The organism is Acidocella sp. (assembly GCF_035535915.1).
Classification (GTDB): Bacteria; Pseudomonadota; Alphaproteobacteria; order Acetobacterales; family Acetobacteraceae; genus Acidocella.
Window position 1 is genome coordinate 102,244 of record NZ_DATLPB010000118.1, and the last position, 17,001, is coordinate 119,244.

Below are 17,001 nucleotides of genomic sequence, written 5' to 3' on the forward strand. Positions count from 1 at the left end.
GACGCCTGACGCGTCCATCGTCGATACGGAAAGATCCAGACGGCCTGTAAGCCGGGTTCTGTCCACGCCGCGAGCGGCGCTGGACGGCCATTCCTCTGGGACGGACCTTGCGGCCCGCCTCGCGCGACCAACCCGGGCGGCGGATCGGAAATGCTCCCGCGCCCATGCTTCCGCACGGCGCCGGCCGCCCCTATTCGGTCTTGCTCCCGGTGGGGTTTACCCTGCCAGCCCTGTCACCAGGGCCGCGGTGCGCTCTTACCGCACCGTTTCACCCTTGCCGCAGGCGAACCTGTGGCGGTTTGTTTTCTGTGGCACTGTCCCTGGGGTCGCCCCCGCCGGCGGTTAGCCGGCACCGTATTTCCGTGGAGCCCGGACTTTCCTCCAGCAGGGTTCGCACCCCGCCAGCGGCCGTCCAGCCGTCTGGATTTCTGCTCCCCTGCACCTTCATTCAGCTTTGGTCAATGCTTCGGATCAAGTAGGGCCCGCACCGCAGCCGCCCGCCCGGCGGTATGTTCGTCCGCCACACCGGTCAGATGGTCGGGCAGGAAGTGCCGCTGAAAGGCGGTGATGACATCGGCTTCCGCCAGCTCCACGTCATACCCGATCACCGCCAAATCTGCCCGCAGATCGCCGGGCGGACCAAAATTATCGGTCCACAGCCCGATCCCCGAAGCGGCCAGCCCGCGCCAATCGAACAGCTCGCCGGGATCCTGCTTGCGGTTCGGCGCAATGTCGGAATGCGCCACCACGTTGCGCGCGGTGATGCCCGGCCAGCGCGCCAGAATGCCCTGACAGAGCGCGCGCACCGCCTGCATCTGGGCCGGCGGAAAAGGCCGATAGCCGAATTCGTGGCCTGGGTTGACGATCTCGATGCCGATCGACCGGTCGTTCAGCCCTGTGGCGCCACGCCAGAAGCTTACCCCGGCGTGCCAGGCGCGATTTTGCGCCGCGACCAGCTCATAGATGGCCCCATCCTCATCCACCACATAATGCGACGAAACTTTTGCCGCCCCGTCGCACAACCGCGCCAGCGCCGCCTCGGCGCTCTGCATGCCGGTATAATGCAGCACCAGCATATCCACGCCGCCCGGCCGCGCATCAAAATTCGGGGAGGCACGGCGGATCACAGCCGGCACGTCAGAGTTTGCGTTCACGCTTGACCTTGTCATAGGCGGCGTTGATCCGCGCCACGCGGTCGGAGGCGGCGTCGATCATCGCCTGCGGCACGCCGCGCGAGGCCAGGCTGTCGGGATGGTTCTCGCGCATCAACGATTTCCAGCGGGCCCGCACCGCGTCGTCGCCGGCCTTCCGGTCGAGCCCCAGCACCGCATACGCATCGTCGGCCGCCTGGGCGTGTGGTGCCGCGGTCCCGTGCTCGGCCCGGCCGGAGGCCACGTCATCGAGCCGGAAGCGCCGCGCCACCCGGTTCAGAAACTCCTCCTCATCTGCGTTCACCGGACCGTCGGCACGGGCGATCTGGTACAAACCAGCCAGCACCTGTTCCAGCAAAATGCGGTTGTCGGCAAAGGCCTGGCCGAGCTGAAGCGCGTAATTTTCGTAACCGGTAGCCGATTCCCGGGCGCGGTCGAACAGCCGCCCGATCTCGGCGACGCTGGATTCCGGGATCGAAAAGCTGCGCTTGAACATGTCGATCTCCGCGCGCGTCACCGGCCCGTCGCATTTCGCGAGCTTGGCCGCCAGCACCGTCACGCTGACCGCAAAAATCTGGTCGCGCCGCCCGAACAGCGCCGCCATCTTCATCGCCTCGAACGGCAGCGCCTTGGCGGCGATGCCGCTCACCACGCCTTCATCGGCCGCGTGGCCCAAGGCCGCGCCGAACAGCGCCCCCGCCGGCCCGCCCACCGCAAAGCCCGCGACACCGCCGATGATTTTGCCCCAGTAACTCATCACCTCAGCCTAACATAGCCGTACCCTTGAACCAAAACCGACAATCGGACATCAACGGGGCTGAGTTCGATGGCAGGTTTCATGGGCTGGCAATTCGCAATCGGTCACGGCGGCATTGGCATCGGCATTGTCGCGCGCGACAATGCCGGCCGGGCCATTGCGCCGTCCGGGCCGGGCGGCGGTGTCGGTCACCCGTGAGCAGAAGAACTCTTTGGCTCATCCCCCTCGGTCTTGCCATCCTGCTGGCGACGGCCATTCTTGCCTTACCCGGATTCGTCGCCTCCAGCACGCATCGCGGGACGATCGAGGCGCTTGCCTCCTCGCTCACCGGCCGCCAGGTGCGGATCAACGGCAAGCTGTCGCTCGCTTTGCTGCCGGCGCCGCAACTCGTCGCCGACCGCGTCACCATCACCGGCCCTGACGAGGAGACGATCCGGGCGCGCACCCTGACTCTGGACATTTCCCTGCCGTCCTTGCTGCGCGGCCAGCTGCACGCCACCAACCTCACGCTGATCTCCCCGCAGATCGACTTGCCCTGGCCATTGCACGGCGGCAGCGCCGCCGTCACCCCGCCCCCCTGGCTCGCGGCCTTGCATGCGCAGATCCAAAACGGCGCCATCACGCTTGGCCAGGTGCATCTCGACGATGTGAACGCCTCGATCGTCACCGGCGCCGAAAGCGCCATCACCGTCTCCGGCACCGGCATGACGCAAGGCAGGTCGCTGTCCCTCACCTTCACGCTCGCCGGCACCGGCGTCACGGGCATCGCGCCGCTGCGGGTCGACGCGAGCAGCGGCGACGTCACCGCGCAATTCCTCGGCGCCGTGAACAGCGCCAGCGAAGTCACCGGCCAGCTCGGCCTCAACACCCCGCATGTGATGGTCAATGCCGAGCTTGACGCCAACGCCAACGCGCTCACCGCCACCACGCTGCAGATCGAGGCCGGCGCCGCGCGGCTCACGGGCACCGCGCAATTGCAGTTCCTCCGCCCAACCCCGCAACTCACCGCCACGCTGACCGGCCAGAATCTCAATGCCTCGGTCCTGACCACCGTGCCGGCGCTCTGGCCCGGCACGCGGCTCAAGGTCGCATTGAACGCCACCGAGGTGACCGCTTTCGGCCAGCATTTTCCGACCTTCCAGGCCACTCTTGTAACGAAGGCCGGCTCGGTTTCGGCGCGCGGGGTGCAAGCCAGCCTGGCGAGCGGCAGCCTGCTCACGGGCGATGTGACGATCGCGGCGAACGGCGCGCTCAGCGGCGACGCGAGGTTGGAAATTCCCTCCGTGCCCGATTTGCTAAGCAGCTACGGCGTCCCGGCGCCGGACGGCTGGACCAGCGCCGTGCTGAACACCGCCCTGTCCGGCTCGCTGGACAGGCTGGTGCTGCAGCATCTCAACGGAGAGATCAGCGGCGACCACGTGACCGGGGACCTGGTCATCCGCGGTCATCATGCGGACGGCGCGCTGGCGTTCGACCGGCTGGACCTGACGCCACTGCTCACCTGGTTCAACCGCCGTCCCAATGCAGCCTTCTCCGCGGCGGCACAGATCACCGCCGCCAAGGCAACGCTGGGACCGGTGCCGCTGACCGACCTGCTGCTGGACGGCACGCTCGGTGATGGGCTGAACCTCCGGCGGGTCTCGGCCCGGCTTTTCAACGGCCTGGTCGCCGGCAGCCTGGCGCTCGACGCCAAAGGCCAGGTCACCAGCGCCCATGGCTTTGTCTCGCTGCCCTCCGCCGCCCCGCTCACGATGCTTTTGCCGTCCTCCTGGCATCCGCCCCTGGCTCTGCTGCAGCCCCCGCTCAACCTCGCTTTAACCGCCGACGGGCCACCCGGCGCGCTCGCCACCAGCGCCGTGGGCACCCTTGGCGATTTCGCGTTCACCGCGGCGCCGACCGTCGATCTCAATGCCGGCACCGCCAGCGGTGCGGTCACGCTGCGCCACCCCGACGCCATCGCCGCGGCGGCCCTGCTTCACCTCCCGCACGGCCTCGCCTGGCCGGGCGCCGGCTCGCTCTCGCTCCGCGCGGGCATGCTGATCTCGCCGCAGCAATTCGGCCTGCCGGATTTCGACCTGTCCTTCGGCGACCTGACCGCCAACGGCCATGTGGTCAGCGACAAGGGCATCGTCGCCGGCGATATCGAGGCCGACACGCTGGCCCTGCCACCGCTCAGCCTACTCATGACGCTGCCCTGGTCCGGCATCGCCCAGGCGCCCGGCACGCTGAAATTCACCGCCAACCGCGTGCTCTATAACGGCCAGCCGGCCCTGGGCGCGGCCGACGGCACCATCACCGTGGGCGCGAACAGCCTGGCGGGAACATTGACGCGCGCCGCCATTGCCGGCGGCAACCTGGCCGGCAGTTTCGCCGCCAGCCTCTCGGCCAGCGCCCCGCCGTCCCTGGCACTGAAATTCGCCGGCACCAAGCTCGACGCCAGCCAGCTCCACCTGCCGATCACCTTTCCCTTCACGCTGCCTGACGGCATCGTGACCGCCACGGCCGATCTCACCGCCAGCGGCTACGCGCCGAACAGCTGGAAGGCGACCCTATCCGGGACGGCGACGCTGACCGCCGCGAATGGCCACATCACCGGCTTCGACCTGCCGGCGCTCGTCACGGCGCTGCACAGTCCCGGCCACCCGCATCTGCGCGCTTCCATCACCTCCGGCGCCAGCGCCTTCGACACTCTGGCGTTATCGGCCAATTTCGCCAACGGTGAGGGCAGCGTGACCGCCGCCCGGCTCACGACATCTTCCGGCACCGCGACCATGGAGGGCACCACCGACATGGTCGATCATGATGTGGCGCTGCGGCTCAGCCTGCAACCCGACGTCACCCCACCGCTGACGATCGACAACACGATCCTCGGCAGTTGGCGCGAAGCCAAGCAATATCCGCATTTGCGCGCCATTCGGGGCTGGCAGCCGGCCAAGTGAAGGAAGGGAAGAAAGCAGCCGCTTTTTGAAAAAAGCGGCGCAAAAACTTCTGGTTACGCTGGGCCGGAGGCGGCGAAACCAGCACGGCCCAAAGTAAATAAAGTTTTTTGGTACTTTTTGTTCACAAAAAATACCGCTTCCTTTCCTCATTAAAAACGCCGCATCCGGCAGCCGGATGCGGCGTTAAAAACCCTGGCGTCAGAACGGCTTAACGCTCGGTGTCGTCATTTTCCGGCTGCACGTCGATATCGGCGTCGATCACGTCGGCATCGTCGTCGAGATCATCGGCATCCTCCAGGATGTCCTCATCCGTCTCGTCGTCATCCACCTCGACATCCACGTCGTCGGGATCCACGGGGGCCGGCTTCACAACCTTCTTGACCTCTTCCGGCTGCGGGGCCGCGCGCTTCAGGCGCGGCTGTTCGGCCGGCTGTTCAGTGGCGCATTTCGGGCAGACCGCCGGGTCTTTCCCGAGGTCGAAAAACCGCGCCCCACACGATACGCAGGTACGTTTTTCGCCAAGTTCCGGTTTGGCCATAAAAACCTCTTTTCTTCACGCCATTTCAATGAGAGCGGCGCGATGCCACGCCCCGCGCCGCATGTCAAACCAAACCTGATGTGCCGACGCAACCCACGTTTTTCCGGGGGATTTTCAAGCCGGTCCGGCCGCCCGCATATCGCTCCCAAATCTCTCCCGGGAAGGCATGGGCGATGGCGCCGCGGCACAAAAATCGGCAGAAGCGGCGGCGGCACCGTTTCCGTTCCCGCAAAAAACGCGCTAAGCGCCGCTCATGGAATCGCAACCTGCCAAGCCGCTTACCGCCGGCCGTTCTACCGCACCACTCTCCGGCGAGATTGCCGTCCCCGGGGACAAATCCATCAGCCACCGTGCGCTTATGTTCGGCGCGCTCGCGGTCGGCCAGACCCGCATCACCGGCCTGCTGCAAGGCGAGGACGTGCTGCGCACCGCCGCCGCCATGCGCGCTTTGGGCGCGGAGATCCGCAAGGACGGGGAAAGCTGGATCGTCGCCGGGCGCGGCATCGGCGCGCTCACCGCGCCAGACGATGTGCTGGACATGGGCAATTCCGGCACCGCCGCGCGGCTGCTCGCCGGCATCCTCGCCACCCACGATTTCTATTCCGTCATGACCGGCGACGCCTCGTTGCGCACCCGGCCCATGAAGCGCGTGATCGAGCCCCTGAAAATGTCCGGGGCGACCTTCACCGCCCGCGCCGGCGACCGCCTGCCGCTCACCATCCAGGGCGCGCGCGACGCGCTGCCGATCAGCTACCGGCTGCCGGTCGCCTCCGCGCAGGTGAAATCCGCCGTGCTGCTCGCCGGGCTCAATGCCCGCGGCATCACCGAGGTGGAGGAGCCGGAGCCGACCCGCGACCATTCGGAGAACATGCTCCGCCATTTCGGCGCCGAACTCACCGTGAGCCAACAAGGAAAGGGCCGGGTGATTCGCCTCACCGGTCAGCCGGAGCTGCGCGGCGCCGACGTGGCGGTGCCGGGCGACCCGTCCTCGGCCGCCTTCCCGCTGGTCGCCGGGCTGCTGGTTCCGGGCTCGCGCCTGACCATTCGCAATGTCGGGCTCAACCCGCTGCGCACCGGCCTGTTCGACACGCTGCGCGAAATGGGTGCCGACCTCACCATCCGCAACGCCCGCACCCAGGGCGGCGAGCTGCTGGGCGACGTGATCGTGGAGCACACCGCGCTGAACGCCGTGGACGTGCCGCCCGAGCGCGCGCCGAGCATGATCGATGAATATCTCATTCTCGCCGTCGCCTGCGCCACGGCGCGCGGCACCTCGCGCCTGCGCGGCCTGGCCGAGCTGCGCGTGAAGGAAAGCGACCGCCTGGCCGCCACCGCCGCCATGCTGCGCGCCGGCGGCGTGCGCGTGGAGATCGAGGGCGACGACCTGATCGTGCACGGGGCCGCGCGCATTCCCGGCGGCGGCCTGGTGCAGACGCACATGGACCATCGCCTGGCGATGAGCGCCCTGGTGTTCGGCCAGATCACCGAAGCGGAAATGCGCGTCGACGACGCCACGTTCATCGATACCTCCTTCCCCGGTTTCGTGACGCTGATGCACCAGCTCGGCGCCCGCATCACCGCCTCATGATTATCGCCATCGACGGACCCGCCGCAGCGGGCAAAGGCACCCTGGCGCGGCGCATCGCCGCCGCGTTGAGCCTTCCTTACCTCGATACCGGGCTGCTCTACCGCGCCGTCGGCCGCCGCGTGCTCGATGAAGGCGCCGATCCGGCCGACCCCGGGGCCGCCACCCAGGCCGCCAAAAGCCTGACCCGTGCCGACCTCGACCGCACCGACCTGCGCGGCGGCGCCGCCGACAAGGCCGCCAGCCAGGTCGCCTCCATCCCGGGCGTGCGCACCGCCCTGCTGGAATTCCAGCGCCATTTCGGCACCGCCAACGGCGCGGTGCTGGACGGGCGCGACATCGGCACCATCATCTTCCCCAATGCCGACGCGAAACTCTTCGTGACCGCAAGCCTGCAGGCCCGCGCCCAGCGCCGCCACGCCGAACTTCTCGGCCGCGGCAATGATGTGACCTTGGAGGCCGTGCAGGCCGACCTCGCCGCCCGCGACGAGGCCGACGCCAACCGCAAGGCCGCCCCCCTGGTCGCCGCGGCGGATGCCATGCATCTCGACACCACAACGCTGGACGCGGATGCGGCGTTTGCCCGGGCGATGGAATTGATCAAAGGCAAGCTGAAGTAAGTAAATAAGCGCTACTTTTTGTGAACAAAAAGTAGTTTTCTGTCAGTTTGGGCCGCGCTGGTTTCGCCGCCCGTGGCCCAGCACAACAAAAGTTTTTTGCGCCGCTTTTTTCCAAAAAAGCGGCCACTTTCCTCGACCCGACCAAATCGTTTCGAAATCGAATTAAAAGAACAAACAGAGGAAACGCCATGCCCAACGATTATCAGTTGCTGATCAAGCATCTTTTAAAAGCGCCGGTGGCTCGGGCGAGCCGCAGGCAGATCGTCTATCGCGGCGCGTTGCGTTTCACCTACCCTGATTTCGTCGCCCGCGTGCACCGCCTCGCGGGCTCGCTCACTGCCCTCGGCGCGAAACCCGGCATGCGCGTCGCCATCGCCGAGTGGGACAGCCACCGCTATCTCGAAGCGTATTTCGCCGTCCCGATGCTCGGCTGCGTGCTGATGATGGTGAATATCCGCTTGAGCCCCGCGCAGATCGCCTACACGCTCGACCATTCCGACGCGGAAATCCTGCTCATCAACAAGGATTTTCTCCCGGTCTGCCGGACCATGCGCGGCCGGCTCCCGAAACTCAGGCACGTCATCGTCCTGACCGATGATGCGGCGCCGGAGGAGGACGACCAGGGCGAGACATATGCAGGGGATTACGAAACCTTGCTCGCCGCCGCGGCGCCCGCCTGCGATTTTCCGGACTTCGACGAAAACACCATCGCCACCATTTTCTATACCACCGGCACCACCGGCGCCCCCAAGGGCGTGTGTTTTTCGCACCGGCAACTGGTGCTGCACACGCTGACCTTGCTCTCCACCCTCGCCATGAGCGGCTGCAGCGTCTCGCACGAGGATGTGTATATGCCCCTGACGCCGTTATTTCATGTCCATGGCTGGGGATTTCCGTATGCCGCGACGCTGATGGGCATGCAGCAGGTCTATGCCGGCCGCTTCGAGCCGTCTCTGGTGCTGCAACTCATCGCCGCCGAGCGCGTCACCTTCTCGCATTGCGTGCCGACCGTCCTGCAACGGCTGCTCGCCGCGCCTGAGGCGGACAATGTCGATTTCAGCGCCTGGCGCGTGATCGTCGGCGGGGCGGCCATGCCCGCCGCACTCTGCCGCACCGCCTTGGCCCGCGCCATCGATGTGCGGAGCGGCTACGGCATGTCGGAATCCTGCCCGATCATGACCGTCGGCCAGATCACAAGCGACATGCTGGCGGACGACCCAGGCCCCGCGCGGGACGTCGAAATCCGTTGCGCCGCCGGCCAGCCCGGCGCGCTGATCGAGCTTGCTCTCGCCGATGACGACATGAATTTCCTGCCCCATGACGGCAGAAGCGTCGGCGAGGTGGTGGCGCGCGGCCCGTGCCTCGCGGCCTTCTATGTGAAGGACGAGGCGGCCAGCGCCGCGTTATGGCGCGGCGGCTGGATGCATACCGGCGATCTCGGCCGCATCGACGAATTCGGCCTGCTGCATGTGCTCGACCGCAGCAAGGATGTGATCAAGACCGGCGGCGAATGGATTTCCTCGCTCGCCTTGGAAGATGTTATTCTCGGGGATTCCAGGGTCAGCGAATGCGCGGTCATCGCCATTTACGACTATATGTGGGGCGAACGGCCGGCGGCGATCGTGGTGCGCAAGCCGGACGCGTCGCTCACGGAAGACGATGTGAAAAGCCTGATCCGCGCGCGCGTGGAGCTTGGCGAACTCTCCCGCTATGCGATTCCCGACCATGTCTTCTTCGCCGAAACGCTGGAGAAAACCTCCGTCGGCAAGCTGGACAAGAAGAAATTGCGGGTGATCTACGGCGCCGCCGGGCAGGTTTGAAGACAAAAGAAAGCGCTACTTTTTGTGAACAAAAAGTAGCAAAAAAACTTTGTTAACTTGGCCCGTGCCGGTTTCACCGCCACGGGCCAAGTTTCAAAAAAGTTTTTGCGCCGCTTTTTTTAAAAAGCGGCTGCTTACTTGCTTTCTTAGAGATTCGCCTGGCTGATGAACTTGGTCACCAGATACGGCTCCAGCCCCTCGACGCCGCCTTCGGAGCCATAGCCGCTGTCCTTCACGCCGCCGAACGGCGTTTCCGGCAAGGCCAGGCCGTGATGGTTGATCGACACCATGCCGGACTCGATCGCCGAACCCAGCCGCGCCGCGGTCGCGGTGGAACGGGTATAGGCGTAGGCGGCCAGGCCGTAAGGCAGGCGGTTCGCCTCGGCGATCGCCTCGTCCATGGTGCCGAACGGAATCATCAGCGCCAGCGGGCCGAACGGTTCCTCATGCAGCACGCGGGCTTCCGGCGCGATGTCGGTGAGCACGGTCGGCTCGAAGAAATAGCCCTTGTTGCCGATGCGCTTGCCGCCGGTGCGCACGGTGGCGCCCTTCTGCACCGCGTCGGCAACGAAGCCTTCCATCGCCGTCACACGGCGGGCATTGGCGAGCGGCCCCATGGTCGTGCCGGCGTCGAGCCCGCTGCCGACCTTGATCTCCTTGGCGGCCTGCACGAAGCGCTCGACGAACGGCGCATACACATCGCGCTGCACCAGGAAGCGCGTCGGCGAGACGCAGACCTGCCCGGCATTGCGGAACTTGTTGCCGCTGAGAATTTTCACCGCATGGTCGAGGTCCGCGTCATTGCAGACGATCGCCGGGCCATGGCCGCCGAGTTCCATCGTCGCGCGCTTCATATGCGTGCCGGCCAGGGCGGCGAGGTGCTTGCCCACCGCGGTCGAGCCGGTGAAGGAGATTTTCCGCACCACCGGATGCGGGATCAGGTACTCGGAAATTTCCGCCGGCACGCCGTAGACCAGCTGCACCACGCCGGCCGGCAGCCCGGCATCGACGAAAGCGCGGACCAGCTCGGCGCAGCTCGCCGGCGTCTCTTCGGGCCCCTTGAGGATGAAGGCGCAGCCCGCCGCAAGTGCTGCGGAAATTTTCCGCACGGCCTGGCTGATCGGGAAGTTCCAGGGCGTGAAGCCGGCGACCACGCCAACCGGCTCGCGCACCACCATCTGGTAGATCCCCTCGCCGCGCGCCGGAATCAGACGGCCATAGGCGCGGCGCCCTTCTTCGGCGAACCACTCCATCACATCGGCCGCACCCGCGATCTCAATGCGCGCTTCCGCCAGCGGCTTGCCCTGCTCGGTGGTCATGATGGTGGCGATGTTTTCGGCCCGCTCGCGCAGCAGCGAAGCGGCCTTGCGCATCAGCTTCGAGCGTTCGAACGGCGATACGTGGCGCCAGGTCTCAAAACCTTTTTGCGCGGCGGCCAGCGCCTCATCGAGATCCGCCTGTCCGGCATGGGCGATCTTGCCGATCACGTCCTCGGTGGCGGGATTGATCACGTCCAGCGTGCGGCCATCCTTGGCGGCGCGCCATTTGCCGCCGACATGCAACATGACATCCTGATACAATGCTAACGCTCCTGTCCTGATGAGTTGGTAACTTGCGCGCGGCGCACATAGTTGCAAGCCCCTTTACGACCTGCCAGCTCGAACCCGCCAACGCTTCAGCGATCTGAGCCTTCATCGCAACGATAAAGGTTCCGATCGCAAGCTGTTCTATGCGCCTTCCCGCAATTCTCCGGACCCTGCCCAGCGAAATGTCGATGGCTCCAGACCGATAAATTAGAAGACGCCTCAGACATTAAGTCGAACCATCGAATGGCTCGACTTAAGCCATCGCGCTCTAAGCGGCGGTCACCACCTTACGCAACGTCTGCACCATTTCCGCGATCTGGTCTTCGGTGGAAACGTAAGGCGGCGCCAGCACCAGCGTGTCGCCGGCGACGCGCAGCACCAGCCCGGCTTCGAACGCCTTGCACATCAGGCGGAAACCCCGCGCGCCCGGTTGCCCCTCGGGTTCCAGGTCGATCGCCCCGAGCAGGCCGAAGCCGCGTGTGTCGGTTACGTAGGGCAGGTCGCGGAAGGCGGCGATCTGCGCCAGAAAGGCCGGCGCCAGCTCCCGGACGCGGGCGAACGTATCTTCTTCGCGGTAGATCTTGAGCGTCGCAAGGGCGGCGGCGCAGGCCGCCGGATGCGCGGAATAGGTGTAGCCGTGGAACATCTCCACCGTGTTGGCCGGGGCGGCGTCGAGGATGGTCTGCTGGATATCCTCGCGCACCGCGATCGCCGCCATGGGCATGGAGCCGTTGGTCAGCGCCTTCGCCATGGTCATGATGTCGGGCGTCACACCGAACGTATGCGCTGCGAAATTCTGCCCGGTGCGGCCGAAACCGGTGATCACCTCGTCGAAAATCAGCAAAATGCCGTGGCGGGTGCAGATGTCCCGCAGCCGCTGCAGGTAACCTTGGGGCGGCACCAGAATCCCGGTGGAGCCGGCAATCGGCTCGACGATGCACGCGGCGATCGTGTCCGCGCCATGGAGATCGACGAAACGCTGCAGATCATCGGCGAGTTCCGCGCCATAGGTGCCCTCGCCCATCTGGTACTGGTTTTCCGGAATCTTGGTGTGGCGCATATGCGCGACGCCGGGCAGGCCGATGCCAAAAGCCTTACGGTTAGCGACCATGCCGCCGACCGACTGGCCGCCGAAATTCACGCCGTGATAACCGCGCTCGCGACCGATGAAACGCTGCCGTGCCCCCTCGCCGCGCACCCGGTGATATTGCAGCGCCACCTTCATCGCGCTCTCCACCGCCTCGGAGCCGGAACCGGAGAAAAAAATGCGGTTCAAGCCCGGCGGCGTCATCGCCGCAACCTCGGCGGCCAGGCGGAACGCGGCGGGCGTGCCATATTGAAAGGGCGGCGCGTAGTCCAAAATCTCCATCTGGCTGGCCACCGCTTCACGGATTTCCCGGCGGCCATGGCCGAGCGGAATGCAGTACAGGCCCGAGGAGCCATCCAGCAGCCGGTCGCCCTGCGTGTTCCAGTAATAAACGCCCTCCGCCCGGGCGAGAATGCGCGGTGATTCGTGGAATTGCCGGTTGGCGGTGAAGGGCATCCAGTGATTGACGAGCGGGTCGTTGCTCGGGCGGGCCAAGGCACTCATTTTTTTCTCCAGAAGGACAGGAACAGCTTACTATTTTAAACCATGCTGGCGAGAAAAAAATCATCGCCCAAGGCACTCTCCGATATTTTCTAAATCGCCGGCGCCATTTATTACGATTCATCAATATTTCGATGGATTCCCGACGCCAGGATATGACCGACAACAATGTGATAACAGTCATCCGAACTACGACTGAATAAGAGGAGGTCCCCGTATGCCCAAGCGTGGGTTCGGCACCGTCGCGGAGCTGACCGCCATGATCCGGGCGGGGCGCATCCTGCTGCTGGCCGGCGCCGAAAGCCTGCTCACGCGGCTGCCTGCCGGGCACTGGATCGGCGGCACCGCGACGGCGTTTCTCACCGATGCCGGCGGCACCACCGATCGCAGCCGGATCTTCTATTCCGACCTCACGGATCATGCACAGGCCGCGAACATCCAGCTCCTGAAGGCGCGCCAGCTTCCCGGCCTCGCCCGGCGCTATCCCAAAAACGGGTTCTCGGTGCTGATCCTGCCCGGCCTGAGCGACCTGCTGCTCCACTTTGCCCGCGACGGCACAGACTACCCAGGGTTGTTCAATAGTCCCCTGATCGGCTGGATCAGCGCCGCGGACCTGACCGAAACCGAACCGGCCCGTGCGAAAATCTTCGCCGGCAACGGGCAGCCTCATGCGGAAGGCGGCGCGCTCATGCATGTATCCCTGCCGCTCGGACAGGCCGCGCAGATCGACGTGGTCAATTTGTTCTCCATCGGCAAAGGCGCGGCGATCACCTTCGCGGAAGAGGGGCTGAGCGCCACCTCGTGCCTGATCGGCGGAACGCCGCAAAATTTCGCGGCGTACATCGCCGCCCACCGCATCGACACCAACCTGCCGCTGATCGCCGATTCCGACGGCGCGGCGATCAGCGTCTCGATCCGCGCGGTAGACGCGCAAGCGCAGCGTGTCGATTTCTTCTCGCCGGTGTTCAAGAGCCTGGCCTACCGATTTGCCGCGCCGCTCACGAATTTCCCCTCCGTCTTCGATCGCGCGATCGCCGCCATCACGCCCGGAGATGTCGCCTTCGCCTGCACCTGCGTGCTGAACTACCGGCAGGCCCGGCTGGAAGGAAGGCGCACGGGCCCCTTCACCGGCCCCGTCACCTTCGGTGAAATCGCCTATACCGCGCTCAGCCAGACCTTTGCCTGCCTGTCGATCATCCAGGTCGGCGACGACAAGCTGGGGGAGTTTTAGGAAGAAAGAAGCCGCTTTTTGAAAAAAGCGGCGCAAAAACTTTTGTTTATGCTGGGCCGATGGCGATGGAACCAGCACGGCTCCCACCTAAACAAAGGTTTGGAATTTTGTCAGCCAACCGACAGCCTCGGCGCGTTAGTCAGGCCGTTTCTTCACGTCCAAAGGATCCGATCTTGTTGTCCATCCCCCGCCTCTGTCTCGTCGTCCTCTGCGCCGGCTCACTGGTCGGCTGCTCGGGCATGACCCGGACGCAACAGCGCATGCTCTCGGGCGGCGCGATCGGCGCCGCCGGCGGCGCCGCCATCACCGCGCTGGTCGGCGGCCCGGTGCTGCTCGGCGCCGCCCTGGGCGCCGGCGTGGGCGCCGTGGCCGGCGGGGCCACGCACTGAAGTGACAAGAAAGCGCTACTTTTTGTGAACAAAAAGTAGCAAAAAAACTTTATTTACTCTGGGCCATGGGCTGTGTCCGCGACTACGCCTCAGGCCCAGCATAACAAAAGTTTTTGGTGCCGCTTTTTTCAAAAAGCGGCCACTTTCTTCCTTAAAAATAAAAAGTGCCCCTTAAGGGGCCCTTTTTATTAGCCTTCGCGCTCGAGCATGAGCTGCTTGATCTCACCGATGGCCTTGGCCGGATTGAGGCCTTTCGGGCAGGTCTGCGTGCAGTTCATGATGGTATGGCAACGATACAGCTTGAACGGATCTTCCAGAGCATCCAGGCGTTTGCCGGAAGCTTCATCGCGGCTGTCGGCGATCCAGCGATAGGCTTGCAGCAGCACTGCGGGGCCGAGATAGCGGTCGCCGTTCCACCAATAGCTCGGGCAGGAGGTGGAGCAGCAGAAGCACAGGATGCACTCCCACAGCCCGTCGATCTTGGCACGCTCCTCGCGACTTTGCAGGCGCTCGCCGTCCGGCGGCGCCGGGGTTTCGCTCTGCAGCCAGGGCTCCACCGAGCGCAGCTGCGCGTAAGGCTGCGTGAGGTCCGGCACCAGATCCTTCACCACCGGCATATGCGGCAGCGGGTTGATGTTGACCGCGCCCTTCACCTCTTCGATCGGCTTCAGGCAGGCCAGCGTGTTGGTGCCGTCGATGTTCATCGCGCAGGAGCCGCAGATGCCCTCGCGGCAGGAACGGCGGAAGGTCAGCGAGGCGTCGATCTCGTTCTTGATCTTGATGATCGCGTCCAGCACCATCGGGCCGCACGCATCGAGGTCGACCTCGAACGTGTCCATCACCGGGTTCTTCCCGTCATCGGGGTTCCAGCGATAAACCTTGAATTCCTTCACGCGCTTGGCCCCGGCCGGCGCCTTGTGGGTTGTGCCCACGCCCACTTTGGAATTTTTCGGGAGCGTAAATTCTGCCATCGGGAAAGTTCCTTAATACACGCGCTTCTTGGGCGGGAACACGGAGACCTCGTTGGTCAGCGTCTGCATCTTAACCGGGCGATAGCTGAGCTGCACTGCGCCCTTGTCGTCGCAATAGCTGACCGTATGCTTCATCCACTCGGCATCGTCGCGCTCGGGGAAATCGTCATGCGCCTGCGCGCCACGGCTCTCCTTGCGGGCCTCGGCAGACACCATGGTGGTCATGGCGTTGCTCATCAGGTTATCGAGTTCCAGCGCCTCGACGAGATCGGAGTTCCAGATCAGGCTGCGATCCTGCACCGACATGTCGGAGAGCCCCTGCCACAGGCCCTGCATCTTGGTCACGCCTTCGGACAGCGACTTGGAATTGCGGAACACCGCGGCGTGGCTCTGCATGGTGCGCTGCAACTGGTCGCGCAGCTGCGCCACCTTGGTGCCGCCCTTGGCGTGGCGGACGGCATCGAAGCGGGCCAGGCTGGCCTCGCCCGCGTTGGCCGGCAGCGGCGCCTGGGTGGCGCCGGACTTCAGGATCGCTGCGGCACGTTGGCCGGCGGCGCGGCCGAACACCACGAGGTCGAGCAGCGAATTGGTGCCGAGCCGGTTGGCGCCATGCACGGAAACGCAAGCCGCCTCGCCCACCGCCATCAGCCCCGGCACCACCGCATCCGGGTTGGACGCGGTCGGGCGCAGCACTTCGGTATGGAGATTCGTGGGAATGCCGCCCATGTTGTAATGCACGGTCGGCAGCACCGGGATCGCTTCCTTGGTCACATCCACGCCGGCGAACACGCGCGCGGTCTCGGAAATGCCGGGCAGGCGCTCATGCAGAATGTCGGCGCCGAGATGCTCCAGATGGAGCAGGATATGGTCCTTGTTCGGGCCGACGCCGCGGCCTTCATTGATCTCGATCGTCATCGAACGCGAGACCACGTCGCGCGAGGCCAGATCCTTCGCGGTCGGCGCGTAGCGTTCCATGAAGCGCTCGCCTTGGGCGTTGGTAAGATACCCGCCCTCGCCGCGCGCGCCCTCGGTGATCAGGCACCCGGCCGGGAAAATACCGGTCGGGTGGAACTGCACGAATTCCATGTCCTGAACCGGCAGCCCGGCACGCAGCACCATGCCGCCGCCATCGCCCGTGCAGGTGTGCGCGGACGTGCAGGAGAGATAGGCGCGGCCATAACCGCCGGTGGCGAGCACCACCATCTGCGCGCGGAAACGGTGGATGGTGCCGTCTTCCAGGCTCCAGGCCATCACGCCGCGGCACGCGCCGTCATCGTCCATGATCAGGTCGAGCGCGAAATATTCGACGAAGAATTCGACCTCATGCTTGAGGCTCTGCTGGTAGAGCGTGTGCAGGATCGCATGACCGGTGCGGTCGGCGGCGGCGCAGGCGCGCATCGCCGGCTCCTTGCCGTAATCCTTCATATGCCCGCCGAACGGGCGCTGATAAATGCGGCCATCCTCGGTGCGCGAGAACGGCACGCCGAAATGCTCCAGCTCGTAAATCGCCGGCACCGCCTCACGGCACATATATTCGATGGCGTCCTGGTCACCCAGCCAATCCGACCCTTTCACGGTGTCGTACATGTGCCAGCGCCAATCATCGTCACCCATGTTGCCGAGCGAGGCGCCGATGCCGCCCTGGGCCGCCACGGTATGGCTGCGGGTCGGGAACACTTTGGTGATGCAGGCGGTCTTCAGCCCCGCCGCCCCCATGCCCAGCGTCGCACGCAGGCCGGAACCGCCGGCGCCCACCACCACCACGTCATAGGTGTGGTCGATGACCTTGTAGCCGCCAATCGATGTTTTTGGGATCGCATTCATGG

The 17,001-nt window shown here is 65.3% G+C and carries 14 protein-coding genes and 1 other RNA gene; 7 read left to right on the forward strand and 8 right to left on the reverse strand.

The window, feature by feature from the left end; all coding sequences use genetic code 11:
- Window positions 1-31: 31 nt before the first annotated feature.
- The 3 genes from rnpB to VNC39_RS15960 form a co-directional block, all read right to left on the reverse strand.
- An RNA gene (rnpB, locus tag VNC39_RS15950) (RNase P RNA component class A) lies at window positions 32-424 on the reverse strand.
- 34 nt (window positions 425-458) lie between these two features.
- On the reverse strand, window positions 459-1,076 hold the full coding sequence (locus tag VNC39_RS15955; RefSeq protein ID WP_408840917.1) for an N-acetylmuramoyl-L-alanine amidase: 618 nt from the start codon (window positions 1,074-1,076) through the stop codon (window positions 459-461).
- 61 nt (window positions 1,077-1,137) lie between these two features.
- Window positions 1,138-1,908 carry a TerB family tellurite resistance protein gene (locus tag VNC39_RS15960; protein WP_325400642.1) on the reverse strand — a complete coding sequence of 257 codons (771 nt, stop codon included), beginning with the start codon at window positions 1,906-1,908 and terminating at the stop codon, window positions 1,138-1,140.
- A gap of 69 nt (window positions 1,909-1,977) precedes the next feature.
- On the opposite strand from VNC39_RS15960, the gene VNC39_RS15965 reads away from it, so the two are divergent.
- Window positions 1,978-2,106 (forward strand): hypothetical protein, encoded by a 129-nt coding sequence (locus VNC39_RS15965; protein ID WP_325400643.1) that lies wholly within the window; start codon window positions 1,978-1,980, stop codon window positions 2,104-2,106.
- On the forward strand, window positions 2,103-4,847 hold the full coding sequence (locus VNC39_RS15970) for an AsmA-like C-terminal region-containing protein (protein ID WP_325400644.1): 2,745 nt from the start codon (window positions 2,103-2,105) through the stop codon (window positions 4,845-4,847). Before VNC39_RS15965 ends, VNC39_RS15970 begins: the two co-directional genes overlap by 4 nt.
- A gap of 208 nt (window positions 4,848-5,055) precedes the next feature.
- Here the strand turns inward: VNC39_RS15970 and VNC39_RS15975 are convergent, their stop codons facing one another.
- Entirely contained in the window at window positions 5,056-5,385 is a 330-nt protein-coding gene (locus VNC39_RS15975) for a TIGR02300 family protein (RefSeq protein WP_325400645.1), read from the reverse strand.
- A gap of 253 nt (window positions 5,386-5,638) precedes the next feature.
- On the opposite strand from VNC39_RS15975, the gene aroA reads away from it, so the two are divergent.
- The 3 genes from aroA (at window position 5,639) to VNC39_RS15990 (ending at window position 9,410) form a co-directional block, all read left to right on the forward strand.
- Window positions 5,639-6,973 carry a 3-phosphoshikimate 1-carboxyvinyltransferase gene (gene aroA / locus VNC39_RS15980; protein ID WP_325400646.1) on the forward strand — a complete coding sequence of 445 codons (1,335 nt, stop codon included), beginning with the start codon at window positions 5,639-5,641 and terminating at the stop codon, window positions 6,971-6,973.
- On the forward strand, window positions 6,970-7,590 hold the full coding sequence (gene cmk / locus VNC39_RS15985) for a (d)CMP kinase (RefSeq protein ID WP_325400647.1): 621 nt from the start codon (window positions 6,970-6,972) through the stop codon (window positions 7,588-7,590). The genes aroA and cmk overlap by 4 nt, the downstream gene beginning before the upstream one ends.
- A 188-nt stretch (window positions 7,591-7,778) precedes the next feature.
- Entirely contained in the window at window positions 7,779-9,410 is a 1,632-nt protein-coding gene (locus VNC39_RS15990; protein ID WP_325400648.1) for a fatty acid--CoA ligase, read from the forward strand.
- Window positions 9,411-9,556: 146 nt separating this feature from the next.
- Here the strand turns inward: VNC39_RS15990 and VNC39_RS15995 are convergent, their stop codons facing one another.
- Window positions 9,557-10,990, reverse strand: coding sequence for an NAD-dependent succinate-semialdehyde dehydrogenase (locus VNC39_RS15995; protein WP_325400649.1), 1,434 nt, complete (start codon window positions 10,988-10,990; stop codon window positions 9,557-9,559).
- A 274-nt stretch (window positions 10,991-11,264) separates the two neighbouring features.
- The gene (locus VNC39_RS16000) at window positions 11,265-12,587 is read right to left on the reverse strand and encodes an aminotransferase class III-fold pyridoxal phosphate-dependent enzyme (RefSeq protein ID WP_325400650.1); all 1,323 of its coding nucleotides are present in this window, start codon (window positions 12,585-12,587) and stop codon (window positions 11,265-11,267) included.
- Window positions 12,588-12,801: 214 nt separating this feature from the next.
- Here VNC39_RS16000 and VNC39_RS16005 point away from each other — a divergent pair, with 214 nt between their 5' ends.
- On the forward strand, window positions 12,802-13,815 hold the full coding sequence (locus VNC39_RS16005) for a DUF6976 family protein (protein ID WP_325400651.1): 1,014 nt from the start codon (window positions 12,802-12,804) through the stop codon (window positions 13,813-13,815).
- 173 nt (window positions 13,816-13,988) lie between these two features.
- On the forward strand, window positions 13,989-14,204 hold the full coding sequence (locus tag VNC39_RS16010) for a hypothetical protein (RefSeq protein WP_325400652.1): 216 nt from the start codon (window positions 13,989-13,991) through the stop codon (window positions 14,202-14,204).
- A 188-nt stretch (window positions 14,205-14,392) separates the two neighbouring features.
- On the opposite strand, the gene VNC39_RS16015 is transcribed toward VNC39_RS16010, so the two are convergent.
- Both VNC39_RS16015 and sdhA read right to left on the reverse strand, forming a co-directional pair.
- Window positions 14,393-15,175, reverse strand: a complete 783-nt coding sequence (locus VNC39_RS16015) for a succinate dehydrogenase iron-sulfur subunit (RefSeq protein WP_325400653.1) — start codon at window positions 15,173-15,175, stop codon at window positions 14,393-14,395.
- A 12-nt stretch (window positions 15,176-15,187) separates the two neighbouring features.
- Entirely contained in the window at window positions 15,188-16,999 is a 1,812-nt protein-coding gene (gene sdhA / locus VNC39_RS16020; protein ID WP_325400654.1) for a succinate dehydrogenase flavoprotein subunit, read from the reverse strand.
- Between the last annotated feature and the right edge of the window lie 2 nt (window positions 17,000-17,001).